Here is a 13,869-nt window from a genome sequence, read left to right on the forward strand (position 1 = left end):
GAGGTGTCAATATTGCCTCTGAGCGCCTCCCGAATCGGTCACGGCGTTTTGAGAAGCGTGAGGTGTATCTAAACTTCCGCACAACAGCTTCAAATAATCCCACTTGTTTTTAGGGGCGGGATCATTGTCTCGACTTGAGCCAGAGAATAGGGTATCCGCCTCGAAACATAACAGCTGCGTATTTTGCCGAGGAACAGTATGAACGACGATCTTGATTTCACCGGCGAACGCTATCTACCGACGATTGGTGGCAATATCTATCTCGAACATATGCATCGGTATCATCTGGCAAAAAATTTTGTCAGAGGTAAAGACGTTCTGGATATCGCAAGTGGTGAGGGTTTTGGCACCGCACTCCTGGCGGAAACTGCCCGATCAGTGATTGGCGTCGATATTTCAGATGAAGCAGTCCGTCACGCGCAAGTGAAGTACAAAACCGGGAGCATTTCGTTTAAGGTGGGGTCGTGCGAAGACATCCCACTCCCGTCGGCGTCTGTGGATGTCGTCGTCTCATTTGAGACACTTGAACATATTGAGGCCCATGATCGCTTCATGCAAGAGATCAAACGCGTCCTGCGGGCTGATGGAATACTGATCATTTCGACGCCGGAGAAATACGCCTACACCGTCGCGACGGGGCTGGTTAATCCCTTTCATGTAAAAGAACTTTTTAAGAACGAATTCAATGAACTCTTGGGGCAACATTTTGCCCATGTCTCGATGCATGGCCAGAAGATAGGTTTCGGCTCGATCATCGCATCAGAAAACCAGTCTGCGCGGTTTTTTGAAACAGACTCTGGAAGTGGCGCAACTGCGGCCGGTATCGAGGCGCCGATGTATATGATCGGTGTCGCATCAGATCGACCCGTTGAGAATGTGAGCATGAGCGGGGTTTTCTCGCAGGATATTCAGTCTTCCGAACCCGTCTTGAAGCGCGTAGAGTTCGAGGAAGCACAGTGGTCTGATGCGTTGATGAAGGATATTGACCATATTTCCGGTCAAGTAGATGCGCTTCAGCGAAGCAATTGGATGAGCAGTGCTTCTTTGGCAAAACTGTTGAAGCGACTGATTTACGCCCGGCTGCTTTATACACTGTCGAAAATAAAAGCTTTCAGTACGCGTCGACGGAAAAGATTTTTGAAGTCTGCTGAGAAACGCGATCCTATGTTGCTGTCGCGCAAGGTGGATCAGTTTTGCCTCGACTATTATCAAAAGATCACAACAAACAAAATTATCGCGGCTAGCCGTTCAAACCTCAGTGCGCGTAGCGGCGTGAGGGTGACAGCTATTGTTCCTAATTTCAACCATGCCCGTTATCTACCTCAACGCCTCGACAGCATCTTGGCGCAAACCTATCCTCTCATCGATATTCTGGTCCTTGATGACTGTTCCACCGACGACAGCCGGTCGGTGATTGATTCCTACGTCAAACGTTTTCCAGAGCGTATCAGGGCAATTTACAATACCGAGAACTCCGGCAATGTTTTCCGCCAGTGGCAAAAGGGCCATTCCCAGGCAAAAGGTGACCTCGTCTGGATTTGTGAAAGCGACGATTTTTGCGAGCCCACATTCGTCGAGCGGACGATAAGTGCATTCCGAGATCCAAGCGTGATGTTGGCGTTTGGCCGCATTCAGTTTGCCAACAGTGATGGCAATTATTTCGCGGGACTGGATCACTATCGGGAAGATAGTGAACCCGGGATCTGGGACGTTCGAACCGCCCGCCCCGCGGCGGAATGGTTCCGTGGCGGCTTTGGAGTAAAGAACGTGATTGCAAATGTTGGCGGCAGCTTGTGGCGCCGGTTCGACATTTCCGACCAAGTCTGGGAAGAAGCACGCAGCTTTAAGATAATGGGAGATTGGTATCTCTACTCGGTTATTGCCGGTGGTGGACAGATTGCATATGAACCGAGCGCAATAAGCTATTTCCGAATTCATGAGAGCAATACGTCCGGCAGCAGTGCGCAGTCTAAACCCGAATATTACAAGGAATACGCGCGACTGATGGCGGCGTTAAAAGGCCGCTGGGATATTCCGGATGATACTCTGCAGCGCTTTATCGAGGTATGCCGCAGTGTTTCAAAAGGTGCCGGCTTGCAGGGAGCAAATTTTGACGAATTATTGAATGCGCCGGCACTTCGCGCCATACCGCGCGACAACATCCATGTGCTTATAGGTATTTTAGGCTTTTCTTTCGGCGGCGGCGAGATATTCCCTATTCATCTCGCAAACGCGCTTCGCCGCAAAGGCGTGATGGTTTCTATTCTGCAGATGCACGATGTCGATGACCATAGAGATGTCAAACGGATGCTGAATCCGGGAATTCCCGTCTACACGGCAAATGCGGTTCGTGACATGGGTGTAGACAACTTTATCAAAAAAGCCGGTATCTCCATCGTCCATTCGCACGTTGCCAATGTCGAGGGTTTTTTGCTCGATGGTGTAGGCGTTTCAGTTCCTTTCATCTCTACACTGCACGGCTCCTACGAAGCTATGGATGTTGCAACAACCAGGATTTCGCGTTGGAGCAAAAAAATTGATCGGTTCGCGTATACGGCTGATCGAAATTTGACGCCGTTCAATAACTTGCAGATTCCGCAGGACAAATTTCTAAAAGTGAAAAATGCGATGCCTGTTGATGATGTCTCATTTCCAAAAAATCGAGCGCAACTCGGTGTCGCGGATGATGCGGTGGTATTTGCTCTCGTCGCAAGAGGAGCGGAAGGAAAAGGTTGGACTGAAGCTGTAAAGGCCTACCTTATCCTGCGTGAACGGCGGCCCGAGGTGCCGATGGCATTGCTCATGGTTGGCGAAGGACCTGCAACCGATGCTGCAAAACAGTTGGCGGCTTCAGATTCAACAATTCACTTCCTCGGCTTCGTGACAGAGATTTATGGTCTCTATCGCATGAGTGATGTCGCCCTGATACCCACGCGCTTTCCGGGGGAATCTTATCCTCTTTGCCTGATACAAGCGCTGCAGGTTGGTGTGCCCTGCGTTGCAACCGATATCGGTGAGATCAGGGGCATGTCTCAGATCGGAGATCGGCAAGCTGGCATCATTATCGCCAATGATAGCGATAATGTCCGGTTCGTGGCAGAGTTGACGGCAGCAATGGAAAAGATTTTGGACAAAACGCTTCGCGAGGGGCTGAAGGAAAACGCAGAAGCTTTGGGGAAGACATACGACATCGATGTGTTGGCTGGCGAGTATCTGGATGAGTATCGTACGATCCTGACGCGACGTTCCTCTCCGCAGTCGAATTAAGGTGATTGGCTTTTCATGAACATATTGGTTCTCGGCGGAGGCGGCTTCATAGGCTGCCATCTTGTGGAAGATCTGGTGGCGGCAGGGCATGCCGTCACGGTTATGGGGAGAAGCCGGCTGTCCTCACGTCCTCTCTCAACTGAGGTTCAGTACATCTCGGGAGAACTGGCCGATAGCAAACTGATGCGCAAGGTCTTGCGAGATGTCGATGCCGTCGCTCATCTTGTAAGTGGCACGGTTCCGTCTACGGGTGACAAGGATCCAGGCAGAGACGTGGAAGTCAACCTGCTGGGAACCCTCAGTCTTCTGGAAGATATGGCCGCGTGCGGCGTAAAACGGATATTGTATTTGTCGTCCGGTGGCACGGTTTATGGAAAACCGCAGGAAATTCCGATTCCGGAAGGCCACATTCTGGATCCGATATGTTCATACGGTGTGGTGAAAGTCGCAATTGAGTCCTATCTCAAGCTCTACGAGATGAAGGCCGGCTTGCAACCGATCGTGATACGTGCGTCGAACCCCTACGGCCCGTATCAGGGCAATCTTGGGGTGCAAGGCATCATTGGGACTTATCTGAACCTCGCTCTCAAGCATCAACCGATCGAAATTTGGGGTGATGGTTCGACCATCAGGGACTATATCCACGTCAAGGACCTCGCCAGCCTCTGTGTCGCCGCGCTGCAAAGCGACAAGATCGGGATATACAACGGCGGCAGTGGTACTGGCACGTCAGTCCTGCATATAGCGGAAGTGGTTCAGGAGATTACCGGAAATCCCATACCGATCATCTACAAGCCCCATCGCAGTCTGGATGTTCCTGTATCGGTTCTGGATGTGGAGCGGGCAAAGATGGATTTCGACTGGAATCCGAAGATTGGCCTTAGGGAAGGCATTGCTGGCGTGTGGTCTTGGCTCAAGGAAAGTCAGGTAAAATCCTAAGGTACTTGGAGAGTGACAAACTTGCGAGTGTTGAACTCTGTTAGAGGCCGATAGGCTTCTTGCTGGTCGTCCCCTTGAAAAAACCGACAGCCTTTGCCCGACGCCGCGCTGAAAAAAGAACGGTTGGCGAAAGTAGAAGCGCAAGCGCCTGAACGAACGTCGAAGTTTTCGGGAAGGGTCTCTTGTGTTTGATACCCGTGTAAATCCTCGATCGAGCCATGTGATAGGCTTTCAGATGCGCGATCTGAGGTGAACGCCCTGAAGAATGTCCCGCCGCATGAACGGTCAGGGAATTGCGCACGAACATGAGTGGCCCCAGTTGCGCAAGACGCAGGGAAAGGTCGTCATCTTCGTGATAGAGGAAAATATTGGGGTCAAAGCCTCCAACTTTTTCGAAATTTTGCTTCGAAACAACAAATGCGGCGCCGCTAAGGACCGGCACGGGGCTGTCGGCGTCGGGCCATCCCTTCTTCATGTATTGGCTGCGCCGCAGGAGCCATGAGCGGCGCTTGAAATACTCACTTCCATCCGCGTTGGCGATTCGCGGATTGAAAGCGACTGCTGAAGGATGTTGCTGTATTGCCTCCAGCAGTGCCTCAAGAGCGCCGGGCTTCAATCTCGCGTCTGGATTCAAAAACAGGATCCAGGGTGTCTGGACGACTTCCGCTCCTGCATTGCAGCCTCGGCCAAAGCCTAAATTTTCATCAAGCCGGACGATGTCGATGTTTCTTCCTTTAGGAAGATTTGCGAAACTGTTAGTTCGCCCGTTGTCGACAAGAACGATTGGCGTCTCCTCGGGGATCGATGCGATCATGTCAACAATGAGCGCATCGCTCTTGTAGCAAACGGAAACGATTGTCACGGCTGAAAGTGGGAGTTTTGCCATTTCGTATCCAATGGGTGGGTAGCGAGTGCGCGCCTGCATTCATTATTGTTTCGAGCCTGTCCGACGAACAGACCTCTAACGAATTCAGTCTCCATCTTACATCAATGGCAGATGATCAAAGCGCTAGGATGCCGCAAGTCTTCTCAAGTAAACACCGTAATCACCTTTGCCGGCCTTTTCGGCGATTTCTGAAAACTGGGCCTTCGTAATGAATTCCTTGCTGAAGGCAACTTCTTCAGGGCAAGCTATCTTGAAGCCCTGACGCTTTTCCAGGGTGCGCACAAATTCCCCGGCTTCGAGCAGGCTATCCGGCGTTCCGGTATCAAGCCAGGCGTAACCGCGACCCATGATGGATACCTTCAGCTTTCCGCGTTCCAGATAGATGCGGTTCACGTCCGTTATCTCATACTCGCCGCGCGCGGAAGGCTTGAGATTGGCGGCGATGTCCACGACATCGGCGTCATAAAAATACAGACCGGTAACGGCCCAGTTGGATTTGGGCTTTAACGGCTTTTCTTCAATGGACAGCGCGCGCATCTCACTATCGAATTCAACGACGCCATAACGTTCAGGATCGTTGACGTGGTAGGCGAAAACGGTGGCTCCGTCATTGACGTCGGTACCGCTTTGCAAGAGCTCCGGCAGTCCGTGCCCGTAATAGATATTGTCGCCGAGGATCAGGCAGGACGGGGAGCCACCAATGAAGTCGGCGCCGATCATGTAGGCTTGGGCAAGCCCGTCTGGGCTTGGCTGAACGGCATATTCGATCGAGAGACCCCATTGGGAACCGTCTTTCAGAAGGTTCTGGAAAAGCGGCATGTCATGTGGTGTCGATATGATGAGGATCTCGCGAATGCCGGCCAGCATCAACGTCGTCAGCGGATAATAGATCATCGGCTTGTCGTAAACGGGCAGGATCTGCTTTGAGACCGCCAATGTCATAGGATGCAGACGCGTTCCGCTGCCTCCGGCAAGAATGATGCCCTTCATGGCATTTCCTTTTTGTTCTGCGCTAGGGCGGCCATGACCGCGCGCGTTGATGTCTGCCATTCCGGCAATCTTATTCCATAAACTTCTTCCAGCTTGCTGCAATCAAGCCGGGAGATTGCCGGGCGTCGGGCCGGGGTAGGGTATTGTGCGGTCGTGATGTCATTGACAATCATCGACTTTCCGCCGTTTTCCGCAGAAAACTCGAATATCTGTTTGGCAAAACCCGCCCAGTTCGTTTCACCTGTTCCGGACATGTGAAAAACGCCGCGAAGATGTGAGGCTGGATCCGTTGCAAGTTTTCTCGCGATCGACACAATCCCGACGGCGATGTCGGTTGCCGAGGTGGGGCACCCAAACTGGTCCGCAACCACATTGATCTGATCGCGGCTTTCGCTTAGACGGAGCATGGTTTTTAGAAAGTTGCTGCCATATTCCGAGTAGACCCATGCGGTTCGCAGAACAGCGTAGTTGTCGGTGCTTTCAGAGACAGCCTGTTCGCCTTCGAGCTTTGAGCGGCCGTAAACGGAGGCTGGTCCAGTGGGATCATTCTCGACATAAGCAGTGGTCTTGGTGCCGTCGAACACATAATCCGTGGAAATATGAATGACGGGAACACCGATGTCATTTGCGGCTCGCGCGACGGCTTTTGCTCCGTCCCGATTGACGGCAAAAGCGATGTCCGGTTCGCTTTCCGCTTTATCCACGGCGGTGTAGGCAGCAGCCGATACCACGACATCGGGTTTCGCCTCCCGCAGCGCTTTGAAAACAGTGTCAGGTCGCGCAAGGTCAAGCTCCGGCCGGCCGAGAGCAACAATCTCCAGACCGGGTCCGGCCAGTGCCTGAAGGGCACTAACGACCTGTCCATTTTTCCCGGTGACTGCCAGCCGCATCCGGTTCAGGCCTTCGTCAGAACGCCGAGGCGCTCACCTGAGTAGACGCCTTGACGTAGCGGCTCCCACCACCATTCATTGTCGAGGTACCATTCAACGGTCTTGCGAATTCCAGTCGCAAAATTTTCCTGTGCTTTCCAACCCAGTTCCGTTTCGAGCTTTGTTGCATCGATGGCGTAACGGGCATCGTGACCGGGGCGATCCGTGACATATTTGATCAGCTGGGCGTGGGGCTTCGATTGCGGGCGCAGTTCGTCCAGAATGGAGCAGATGCAGTTTACTACATCGATGTTCTTCTGCTCGTTTCGGCCGCCGACATTGTACTTTTCCCCGGCGAGTCCCGTCTGTACAATGAGCCACAGCGCGCGGGCGTGGTCATCCACATATAGCCAGTCGCGGATGTTCGCGCCATTTCCGTAGACCGGCAGCGGCTTGCCTTCCAGCGCGTTGAGAATAATGAGCGGAATAAGCTTTTCCGGGAAATGAAATGGCCCGTAATTGTTGGAGCAGTTGGAAATCACGACCGGAAGGCCATAGGTGCGCTGCCAAGCGGTGGCGAGATGGTCGCTTGCGGCTTTTGAAGCGGAATAGGGCGACGAGGGATCGTAGGGCGTTGTTTCTTCGAAGAGGCCATGCTCTCCGAGCGAACCGTAGACCTCGTCGGTCGAGACGTGAAGCATGCGGAAGGCTGATTTTGCGTCTTCGGCAAGACCGTTCCAATATTGCCGCGCTGCTTCCAGCATCGTGAAGGTGCCATTAATATTGGTCTGAATAAAATCAGCCGCGCCGGTGATGGAGCGGTCGACGTGGCTTTCGGCTGCCAGATGCATCACATAGTCCGGCTGAAATGTCGCGAAAGCGTCATTCATTGCGGCCCGGTCGCATATATCAGCCTGAAGAAAGCGGTGGTTTGGCGCGTTTTCGATTGGCTTGAGCGAAGCCAGATTACCGGCATAAGTCAGCTTGTCGATTGTAAGGACATCCGCACCGACCTCGCTTACGAGATAACGCACAAGGGCAGACCCGATAAATCCGGCGCCGCCGGTGACTAGAACGCGCATCATCAGTTTCCAGTTTTTTGGTAGGTGAAATATTCAGGCAATTCCGACAGAGACGGCTGCTTGGCGTCCTTGTCGGAAAGCACGCAACGGTCCAGCTTTGGCCAGTTGATGCCGATGGCGGGATCATCCCATTTGACACCGTGATCATGCGCGGCGCTATAGGGAGCTGTCACCTTGTAGGATATAACGGTGTCGTCAACCAGCGTCATGAAACCGTGGGCAAAGCCTGCCGGAACCCACAGCTGTTCGCCTTTTTCCGGTGAAAGCTCAACGGCGGTCCATTGTCCGAAAGTGGGTGATCCTGTTCTGATATCGACCGCAACGTCTAATAGTCGTCCCCGAAGACAGCGAACGAGTTTGCCCTGTGCAAAAGGTTGCGCCTGGAAGTGAAGGCCTCGAACCGTTCCGGCCTGCGCGGACAGAGATTCATTGTCCTGCACGAACTCGACGTCCGACACATTCTCGCGAAACCAATCCCGTTTGAAAACTTCGCTGAAGTAACCCCTGCTGTCGCCAAACCGAGCCGGAGTTATCTTTTTTAAGCCTGATATCGAGAATGCTTCTACCTGCACTGCGCGGATCCTGTCTGCTCTGCCTGCTTACGGTGATATGACTTTATCGCTACGGACAGTCAATAACGCTTTATCGGTCCACCACACAAGAGTATCTTGCTCTGCAACAGAGAGTATAGCGGATAACGTGGCGGGTCTGTATCTCGCCCAAGACTATGTCCGTTTATGCGGCCTGATCGATGTCCTCAGTTCCACCAGTCTTTCCAGTGTCTCAAGGCTTCGATCGGGGCGGGCAGCGGAGAGGGCGAGCGCCATGGTTTCCATGGCGATGAAGGATGGGGCGTGTAGCGCTACCCCTTCGTTCTTTGCACGGGGCAGCAGGAGATAAGCGTTGGCGTGTTTTTTGAGCACGCTGTCTTCCTGGCCGAGCAGCATGATAATCGGGATGTCGAGGCGACCAGCCTCAGCGATTGCGGTTTGGGCTTCGCGGTGGGCGCGGCCGTGCAGGAGCATGATGAGGACGTGGCCGTTTTCAAGGTCGAGCAATTGTTCGGCGAGCGTGATACCGGTGGCGTTCAGCGCATAGGAGCGAACGCCGGAGCGCTGGAACAGCCGGGCGGCATAGGTGGCGATAATGCCGGAGGCTCCGATGCCGAGGACGCCGATGCCGCGTGCTTCCGCCAGAAGACGCACGGCGGCGGCCATGGCGTCGCGGTTTTCCACAGTGGCCAGCATTTCCAGCGCGTTTTTCTGGTTATCGAGAACGAAGTCGATTGCCGCGTCGCAGTTGCCCGATATGGATTTCGTGGTAGCGGCCAATTTTTCAACCGGCGAATCCGTCACGCCGAGATAGGCCTCCAGAGTTTCCTTGAGGTCGACCAGCCCCTGAAACCCAAGTGCCTGAATGGCGCGAATGACCGTCGCATCGGAGGTATTGGTCTCAAAGCCGATTTCCAGCGCCGATTTACCGAGAACGGCATGGCGGTGGCCGTCAATATATTCGGCAACGGCAAGCAGTCCGGGCGAAAGACGGTCGCGGCGCTTGCGCAGTTGCTCCCCGAAACGATCTGTATGTCTAGGCCTTGATATACGGGTTTCGCCAGTCGTCATGGGACTTTCCGTGAAGGTGAGTTCTTACTCTTCTTCACGGATTAGCAGTGCGCCAAGCTGGCAGGCAAGCGCTTTTGTCGCGGCAATTGTTCCCCTTTACTTTTCAGCCGTGGGCCTTACCGCGAGATGCGACTGGATCGCGGAGACCATGAGGCTGAGTGCGGCGTAGGAGTTGGAGATTGCCTCTTCCCGCGGCAGAAGGATGTAGCGACCGTTGCGGCAGGCCTGCAGAAAATTGCAGAAACCCGGCATTACAGCCTCCATCATGTCGATTTCGGCCTGCGGAGAAGCGCCGGTATCGGAACGATACGGATCGAAAATGAAGTCGGCGTCGAGCTCCGGCAAGCGCTCGGCGCTGATCTCGATGCGCTCGCCGTCTGGAATATCGTCGATGATGGCTGGGAACCGAAAACCGGCATCTCGCAGCACCCGGCCGAGCGCACGATACGTATGGTAGACGCTGATCTTGCCATTCAGTGGCTGGAACACCGAGACAGTGCTCGCGCCGGTTTCGACCGAGGCCTTCAGCGCTTCAATCTGCGCCCGGTAGCGTCGGTCCAGAACGGCAAGTCGCGCCTGCGTGCCGGTCAGTTCAGCCAGCACCCTGTAGATATGCGGCGCGCCGTCCTTCGTATTGTCGATGGCGACGGTCGGGGCGATCTGCTCCAGTTTTTCGACTGGTGTCGGTCGGTCCGGTTCCGTCAGGATGAGATCGGGCTTGAGGGCGACGATCGCTTCCAGATCGGCGTTGATGGAGCCTATATAGGCGATGTCGCTATTGTCGAAATCGACACCGGTCAGAATGGCGCTGGAGCGCAGATAGGGTTTGCCGTCCCCACCCATGCGGCCATGGCTACCCACCGGCATCACACCTAATTCTATCAGCGGGATGGTGAGATCGATGTCGTGCAGGGCGACGATACGTTTCGGCTGTAAGGGGACAGACACGGTGCGGCCGAGGTCGTCGGTAAAGGTCCGGCTGCCCTCCGCGTGAGCAACGCATACCCCCAGAAGAAGTCCGGCGGTTGAAACGAAAGCGAGAATGGTTTTGCGCATGAAAGACCTATAGTCGGTGCCGGTGAAACCAAAGAAGGGTAAGAAGCGTGGGGGCGCCCACGGCCGAAAGAACGAGCCCGATCGGCAATTCCAGCGGTGAAAAAGCGGTTCGGGCAATCGTATCGGCAATTGCAACCAGCGTCGCTCCTGCCAGACCCGCGCCCATAACAAGCCCGGTATGGGAGCTGCCCGGCAGCAAAAGTCGGGCGATATGCGGGCCGATCAGGCCGACAAAACCGATGCTGCCGATAAAGGAGATACAGGATGCGGTGAGAACGACCGCAAGGATGACATGCAGCGCTGATAGCCAGCGGGTGTGAACGCCGAGTGCCGCTGCATTATTGTCGCCGAGCGCCTGAACATCCGCGGCACGGGCGGTGAGGAGAACAAGGCAAAGGGTGATGGCCAGGATGGCTGAAAGGATCGAGACGGCGCTCCAGGATGCGCCTTGCAGGTTTCCTACCATCCAGATCATCGCCGTCTGCAAATTGCGAATATCAAGCGATGCCATAAGGATAAGCAGCAAAGCTGATAAAAACCATGAGAAGCCGATGCCCGTCAGAACGAAGCGCAGCCGTGAGGTGACACCGGAAAGCGAAAAGACGATTGCAGCACTCGCCATCCCACCGGCGATACCGGCCAGGGGGCGGAATATCACCGGCAGGGATGGCAACAAAAACAGGCAGCCCAGCACCGCGAGCAACGCGCCTTCGCGCACGCCGAGCAGGCCCGGGTCGGCAAGGCTATTGCGGGTGGTCGCTTGCATGATGGCACCGGCAACGCCGAGCATGGCGCCGGAGACTATGGCAAGCGCCAGGCGCGAAAAGCGAAAGTGGAGAACCACCACGGCGTCATTCGAGGCGGGATCATTGTTTCCAGCGGTCAATAACGACCACAGGGAGGAGGTCGGGATGTATTGGCTGCCGGCGGTAAGCGACCATACCGTGACAATCGTAAGGCAAAGGGTAAGCGTCACCAGAATAGCCAGCCGCTGCGGCAAGAGGCGAATTGAAAAATGCGCCAGTCTGATGACCCTGTAATGGTTCATTTCAGCACCCTACGCACCAACCAGAGAAAGACCGGCGCTCCGACAAGGCCGGTCATTGCCCCAGTCGGCAGTTCCTTTGGCGCAAGAATCAGGCGGGCGGCGAGATCGGCGGCGATCAGTAAAACCGCGCCGCCGAGCGCGGCTATGGGAATGGCAAGCAGAAGCCGCCCCGTTCTTAGCCGCGACACGAGTGGCGGCACCACCAGACCGACGAAACCGATAGGCCCGGTGACGGCTATGGCCGCGCCACAGAACAGCGATATTGCGGCAAGCGCCAAGATCCGGGTCGAGCGGACAGGTACGCCAAGCGGTGTGGCGGTGGTGTCACCCAAAGCGAGCAGATCGAGCCGCGGCGCGACGGTAAATGCAAGGAGAAGTGCGATAATGGCAGCGGGCAGGGCGGCGGCGACGGCTGCCATCGAAATGCCTGCCGTATCGCCAACCAGCCAGAAGCGCATCTGCTGTAATGTTTCCTCGTTGAGAATGAGGATGGCGGAGGTAAGGGTTCCGGCAAGCGTCGACAGCGCGATACCGCAAAAGACGAGTTTTGCTGGCGTCAGACCCTGCCGTCCGGCGGATGCGAGCAGAAGGACGAGCGAGAAGCTGATGCCTGCGCCCGTCGCCGCCAGCATAGGGCGCAAGGCCGGCGTTGCGATTAACCCCAGCGGCGTCACTGTCGCCGCGACGACCGCGAGGCTGGCGCCCGCATTTAATCCCAGAATATGCGGCTCGCCCAGCGGGTTTCGAAGCAGGGTCTGTAACAGAAGCCCTGCCACTCCAAGGCAGGCGCCGGCTTGCAGCGCCGCAAGCAGACGCGGAAGCCGCAGACGCAGCAAAACCTGCTGGTCAAAATTGCGGGCGTCGTAGGAAAATATCAGGTCGTTCAGAACGTGTGGAGCAACGGCGCGCGGGCCAGTGCCAATATGTGCCAGAATCAGAAGCAGCATGGCCAGAAACATAAGCAGTGCTGCCGCAAGCGCGCGGCCATAGGCCTTTTCCTGTATGGCGGGCTTGCTGTAGCTCATCCTGGCGAACATCATGCCGCGCTAGTCCGTCCGGGCAGGGGAAGAAATACCGGCCTCGCCGTTACCGGATGCGTGAGCTGGGCGACAGGCATGTCGAAAACGTCCGAGATGATTTGGGCATCGCACAGCGTCGCTGTTTCCAGCCGGTGCCGCAGCCGTCCATCCTTCAGAAAAATCAGGTGATCGGCATATTGCAGGGCGAGATTGATATCATGCAGCACGGCAACGATCGTGCGCTTGTGGTGGGTGACGAGGCCAGCCAGCATATCCAGCACCTCTATCTGGTGATGCAGATCCAGAAATGTCGTCGGTTCGTCCAGCAGGATGATATCTGTCTGCTGCGCGAGCGCCATGGCGATCCACGCGCGCTGGCGCTGGCCGCCGGAGAGGCTGTCGATTGCTCTTTCGGCAAGGCCGGACATTCCGGTCACGGAAAGTGCCTCGTCCACTGCGTCCGCGTCTTCCTCGCTCCATTGCTTCAAAAATCCCTGATGCGGGTAACGGCCACGGGAGACGAGATCGAAGACCGAAAGCCCTTCCGGCGTGTGGTTCTGCTGTGCCAGCATGCCCAGCCGCTTCGCCACCTCCCGTGTGGGATGATGAAATATGTCGCGGCCGTCGAGAAGGATATGGCCGCTTGCCGGGCGGTGCAGGCGGGCAAGTGCGGAGAGAAGCGTCGATTTTCCCGACCCGTTCGGACCGAGCAGAACGGTAAATCGGTTCGGCGCAACGTCTATGGACACGTCGGCAAGCACGGGGGTGTCGCCATAGGCAAACTCAATTGCATTGGCCGCAAGACGTATGTCCGCGCGTCTGTTTTTGCCACCGTCGTCCAAGATCTTCCCCGTTTGCGAGCCGCCACCAGAATTATTGATGACTGTAGTAGTCAAGTATATAGCTTTCGAAAAGCCGGTTTTTACGCGGTGATTTGCACAAAAAGCGACGATCTTGAGCTCGAATCAGAACTGTGGAGGCATGAGGGAGCGCGCATCCACCAGATGTTTCGCCCGTCACAAGCCGAATTAAAGTTGACTACTACATTCATCAATTGAAAGAGCGGTGCATCATCGTCGCGATGACGATTT

At 55.3% G+C, this 13,869-nt stretch carries 12 protein-coding genes; 2 read left to right on the top strand and 10 right to left on the bottom strand.

Annotated elements, in window-relative coordinates:
* Positions 1 to 198: 198 nt before the first annotated feature.
* Together CRP02_RS11090 and CRP02_RS11095 are read left to right on the top strand one after the other, a co-directional pair.
* Complete coding sequence (locus CRP02_RS11090) at positions 199 to 3,267, top strand: glycosyltransferase (protein ID WP_097171082.1); 3,069 nt, start codon at positions 199 to 201, stop codon at positions 3,265 to 3,267.
* A gap of 15 nt (positions 3,268 to 3,282) precedes the next feature.
* Positions 3,283 to 4,206: an NAD-dependent epimerase/dehydratase family protein gene (locus tag CRP02_RS11095; RefSeq protein ID WP_065660258.1), complete on the top strand. Its 924-nt coding sequence runs from the start codon at positions 3,283 to 3,285 to the stop codon at positions 4,204 to 4,206.
* 40 nt (positions 4,207 to 4,246) lie between these two features.
* Here CRP02_RS11095 and CRP02_RS11100 read toward each other — a convergent pair whose 3' ends face one another.
* From CRP02_RS11100 to CRP02_RS11145, 10 genes are all read right to left on the bottom strand, one after another.
* Complete coding sequence (locus CRP02_RS11100; RefSeq protein ID WP_097171083.1) at positions 4,247 to 5,092, bottom strand: glycosyltransferase family 2 protein; 846 nt, start codon at positions 5,090 to 5,092, stop codon at positions 4,247 to 4,249.
* Positions 5,093 to 5,215: 123 nt separating this feature from the next.
* Positions 5,216 to 6,082: a glucose-1-phosphate thymidylyltransferase RfbA gene (gene rfbA, locus CRP02_RS11105; RefSeq protein WP_097171084.1), complete on the bottom strand. Its 867-nt coding sequence runs from the start codon at positions 6,080 to 6,082 to the stop codon at positions 5,216 to 5,218.
* The gene (gene rfbD, locus CRP02_RS11110; RefSeq protein WP_097171085.1) at positions 6,079 to 6,972 is read right to left on the bottom strand and encodes a dTDP-4-dehydrorhamnose reductase; all 894 of its coding nucleotides are present in this window, start codon (positions 6,970 to 6,972) and stop codon (positions 6,079 to 6,081) included. The genes rfbA and rfbD overlap by 4 nt, the downstream gene beginning before the upstream one ends.
* 5 nt (positions 6,973 to 6,977) lie before the next feature.
* Positions 6,978 to 8,033 carry a dTDP-glucose 4,6-dehydratase gene (rfbB, locus tag CRP02_RS11115; RefSeq protein ID WP_097171086.1) on the bottom strand — a complete coding sequence of 352 codons (1,056 nt, stop codon included), beginning with the start codon at positions 8,031 to 8,033 and terminating at the stop codon, positions 6,978 to 6,980.
* Between the two features lie 2 nt (positions 8,034 to 8,035).
* Entirely contained in the window at positions 8,036 to 8,605 is a 570-nt protein-coding gene (rfbC, locus tag CRP02_RS11120; RefSeq protein ID WP_097099418.1) for a dTDP-4-dehydrorhamnose 3,5-epimerase, read from the bottom strand.
* Between the two features lie 153 nt (positions 8,606 to 8,758).
* The gene (locus tag CRP02_RS11125; RefSeq protein WP_097099417.1) at positions 8,759 to 9,655 is read right to left on the bottom strand and encodes a MurR/RpiR family transcriptional regulator; all 897 of its coding nucleotides are present in this window, start codon (positions 9,653 to 9,655) and stop codon (positions 8,759 to 8,761) included.
* Positions 9,656 to 9,751: 96 nt separating this feature from the next.
* On the bottom strand, positions 9,752 to 10,711 hold the full coding sequence (locus CRP02_RS11130) for an ABC transporter substrate-binding protein (RefSeq protein ID WP_097171087.1): 960 nt from the start codon (positions 10,709 to 10,711) through the stop codon (positions 9,752 to 9,754).
* A gap of 7 nt (positions 10,712 to 10,718) precedes the next feature.
* Positions 10,719 to 11,759, bottom strand: coding sequence for a FecCD family ABC transporter permease (locus CRP02_RS11135; RefSeq protein WP_097171088.1), 1,041 nt, complete (start codon positions 11,757 to 11,759; stop codon positions 10,719 to 10,721).
* The gene (locus tag CRP02_RS11140; protein WP_097171089.1) at positions 11,756 to 12,799 is read right to left on the bottom strand and encodes a FecCD family ABC transporter permease; all 1,044 of its coding nucleotides are present in this window, start codon (positions 12,797 to 12,799) and stop codon (positions 11,756 to 11,758) included. The genes CRP02_RS11135 and CRP02_RS11140 overlap by 4 nt, the downstream gene beginning before the upstream one ends.
* Entirely contained in the window at positions 12,796 to 13,620 is an 825-nt protein-coding gene (locus CRP02_RS11145) for an ABC transporter ATP-binding protein (RefSeq protein WP_097099413.1), read from the bottom strand. The genes CRP02_RS11140 and CRP02_RS11145 overlap by 4 nt, the downstream gene beginning before the upstream one ends.
* Positions 13,621 to 13,869 lie beyond the last annotated feature (249 nt).

The sequence above is a fragment of the Rhizobium sp. AN5 genome (assembly GCF_900215255.1).
GTDB lineage: Bacteria > Pseudomonadota > Alphaproteobacteria > Rhizobiales > Rhizobiaceae > Agrobacterium > Agrobacterium tumefaciens.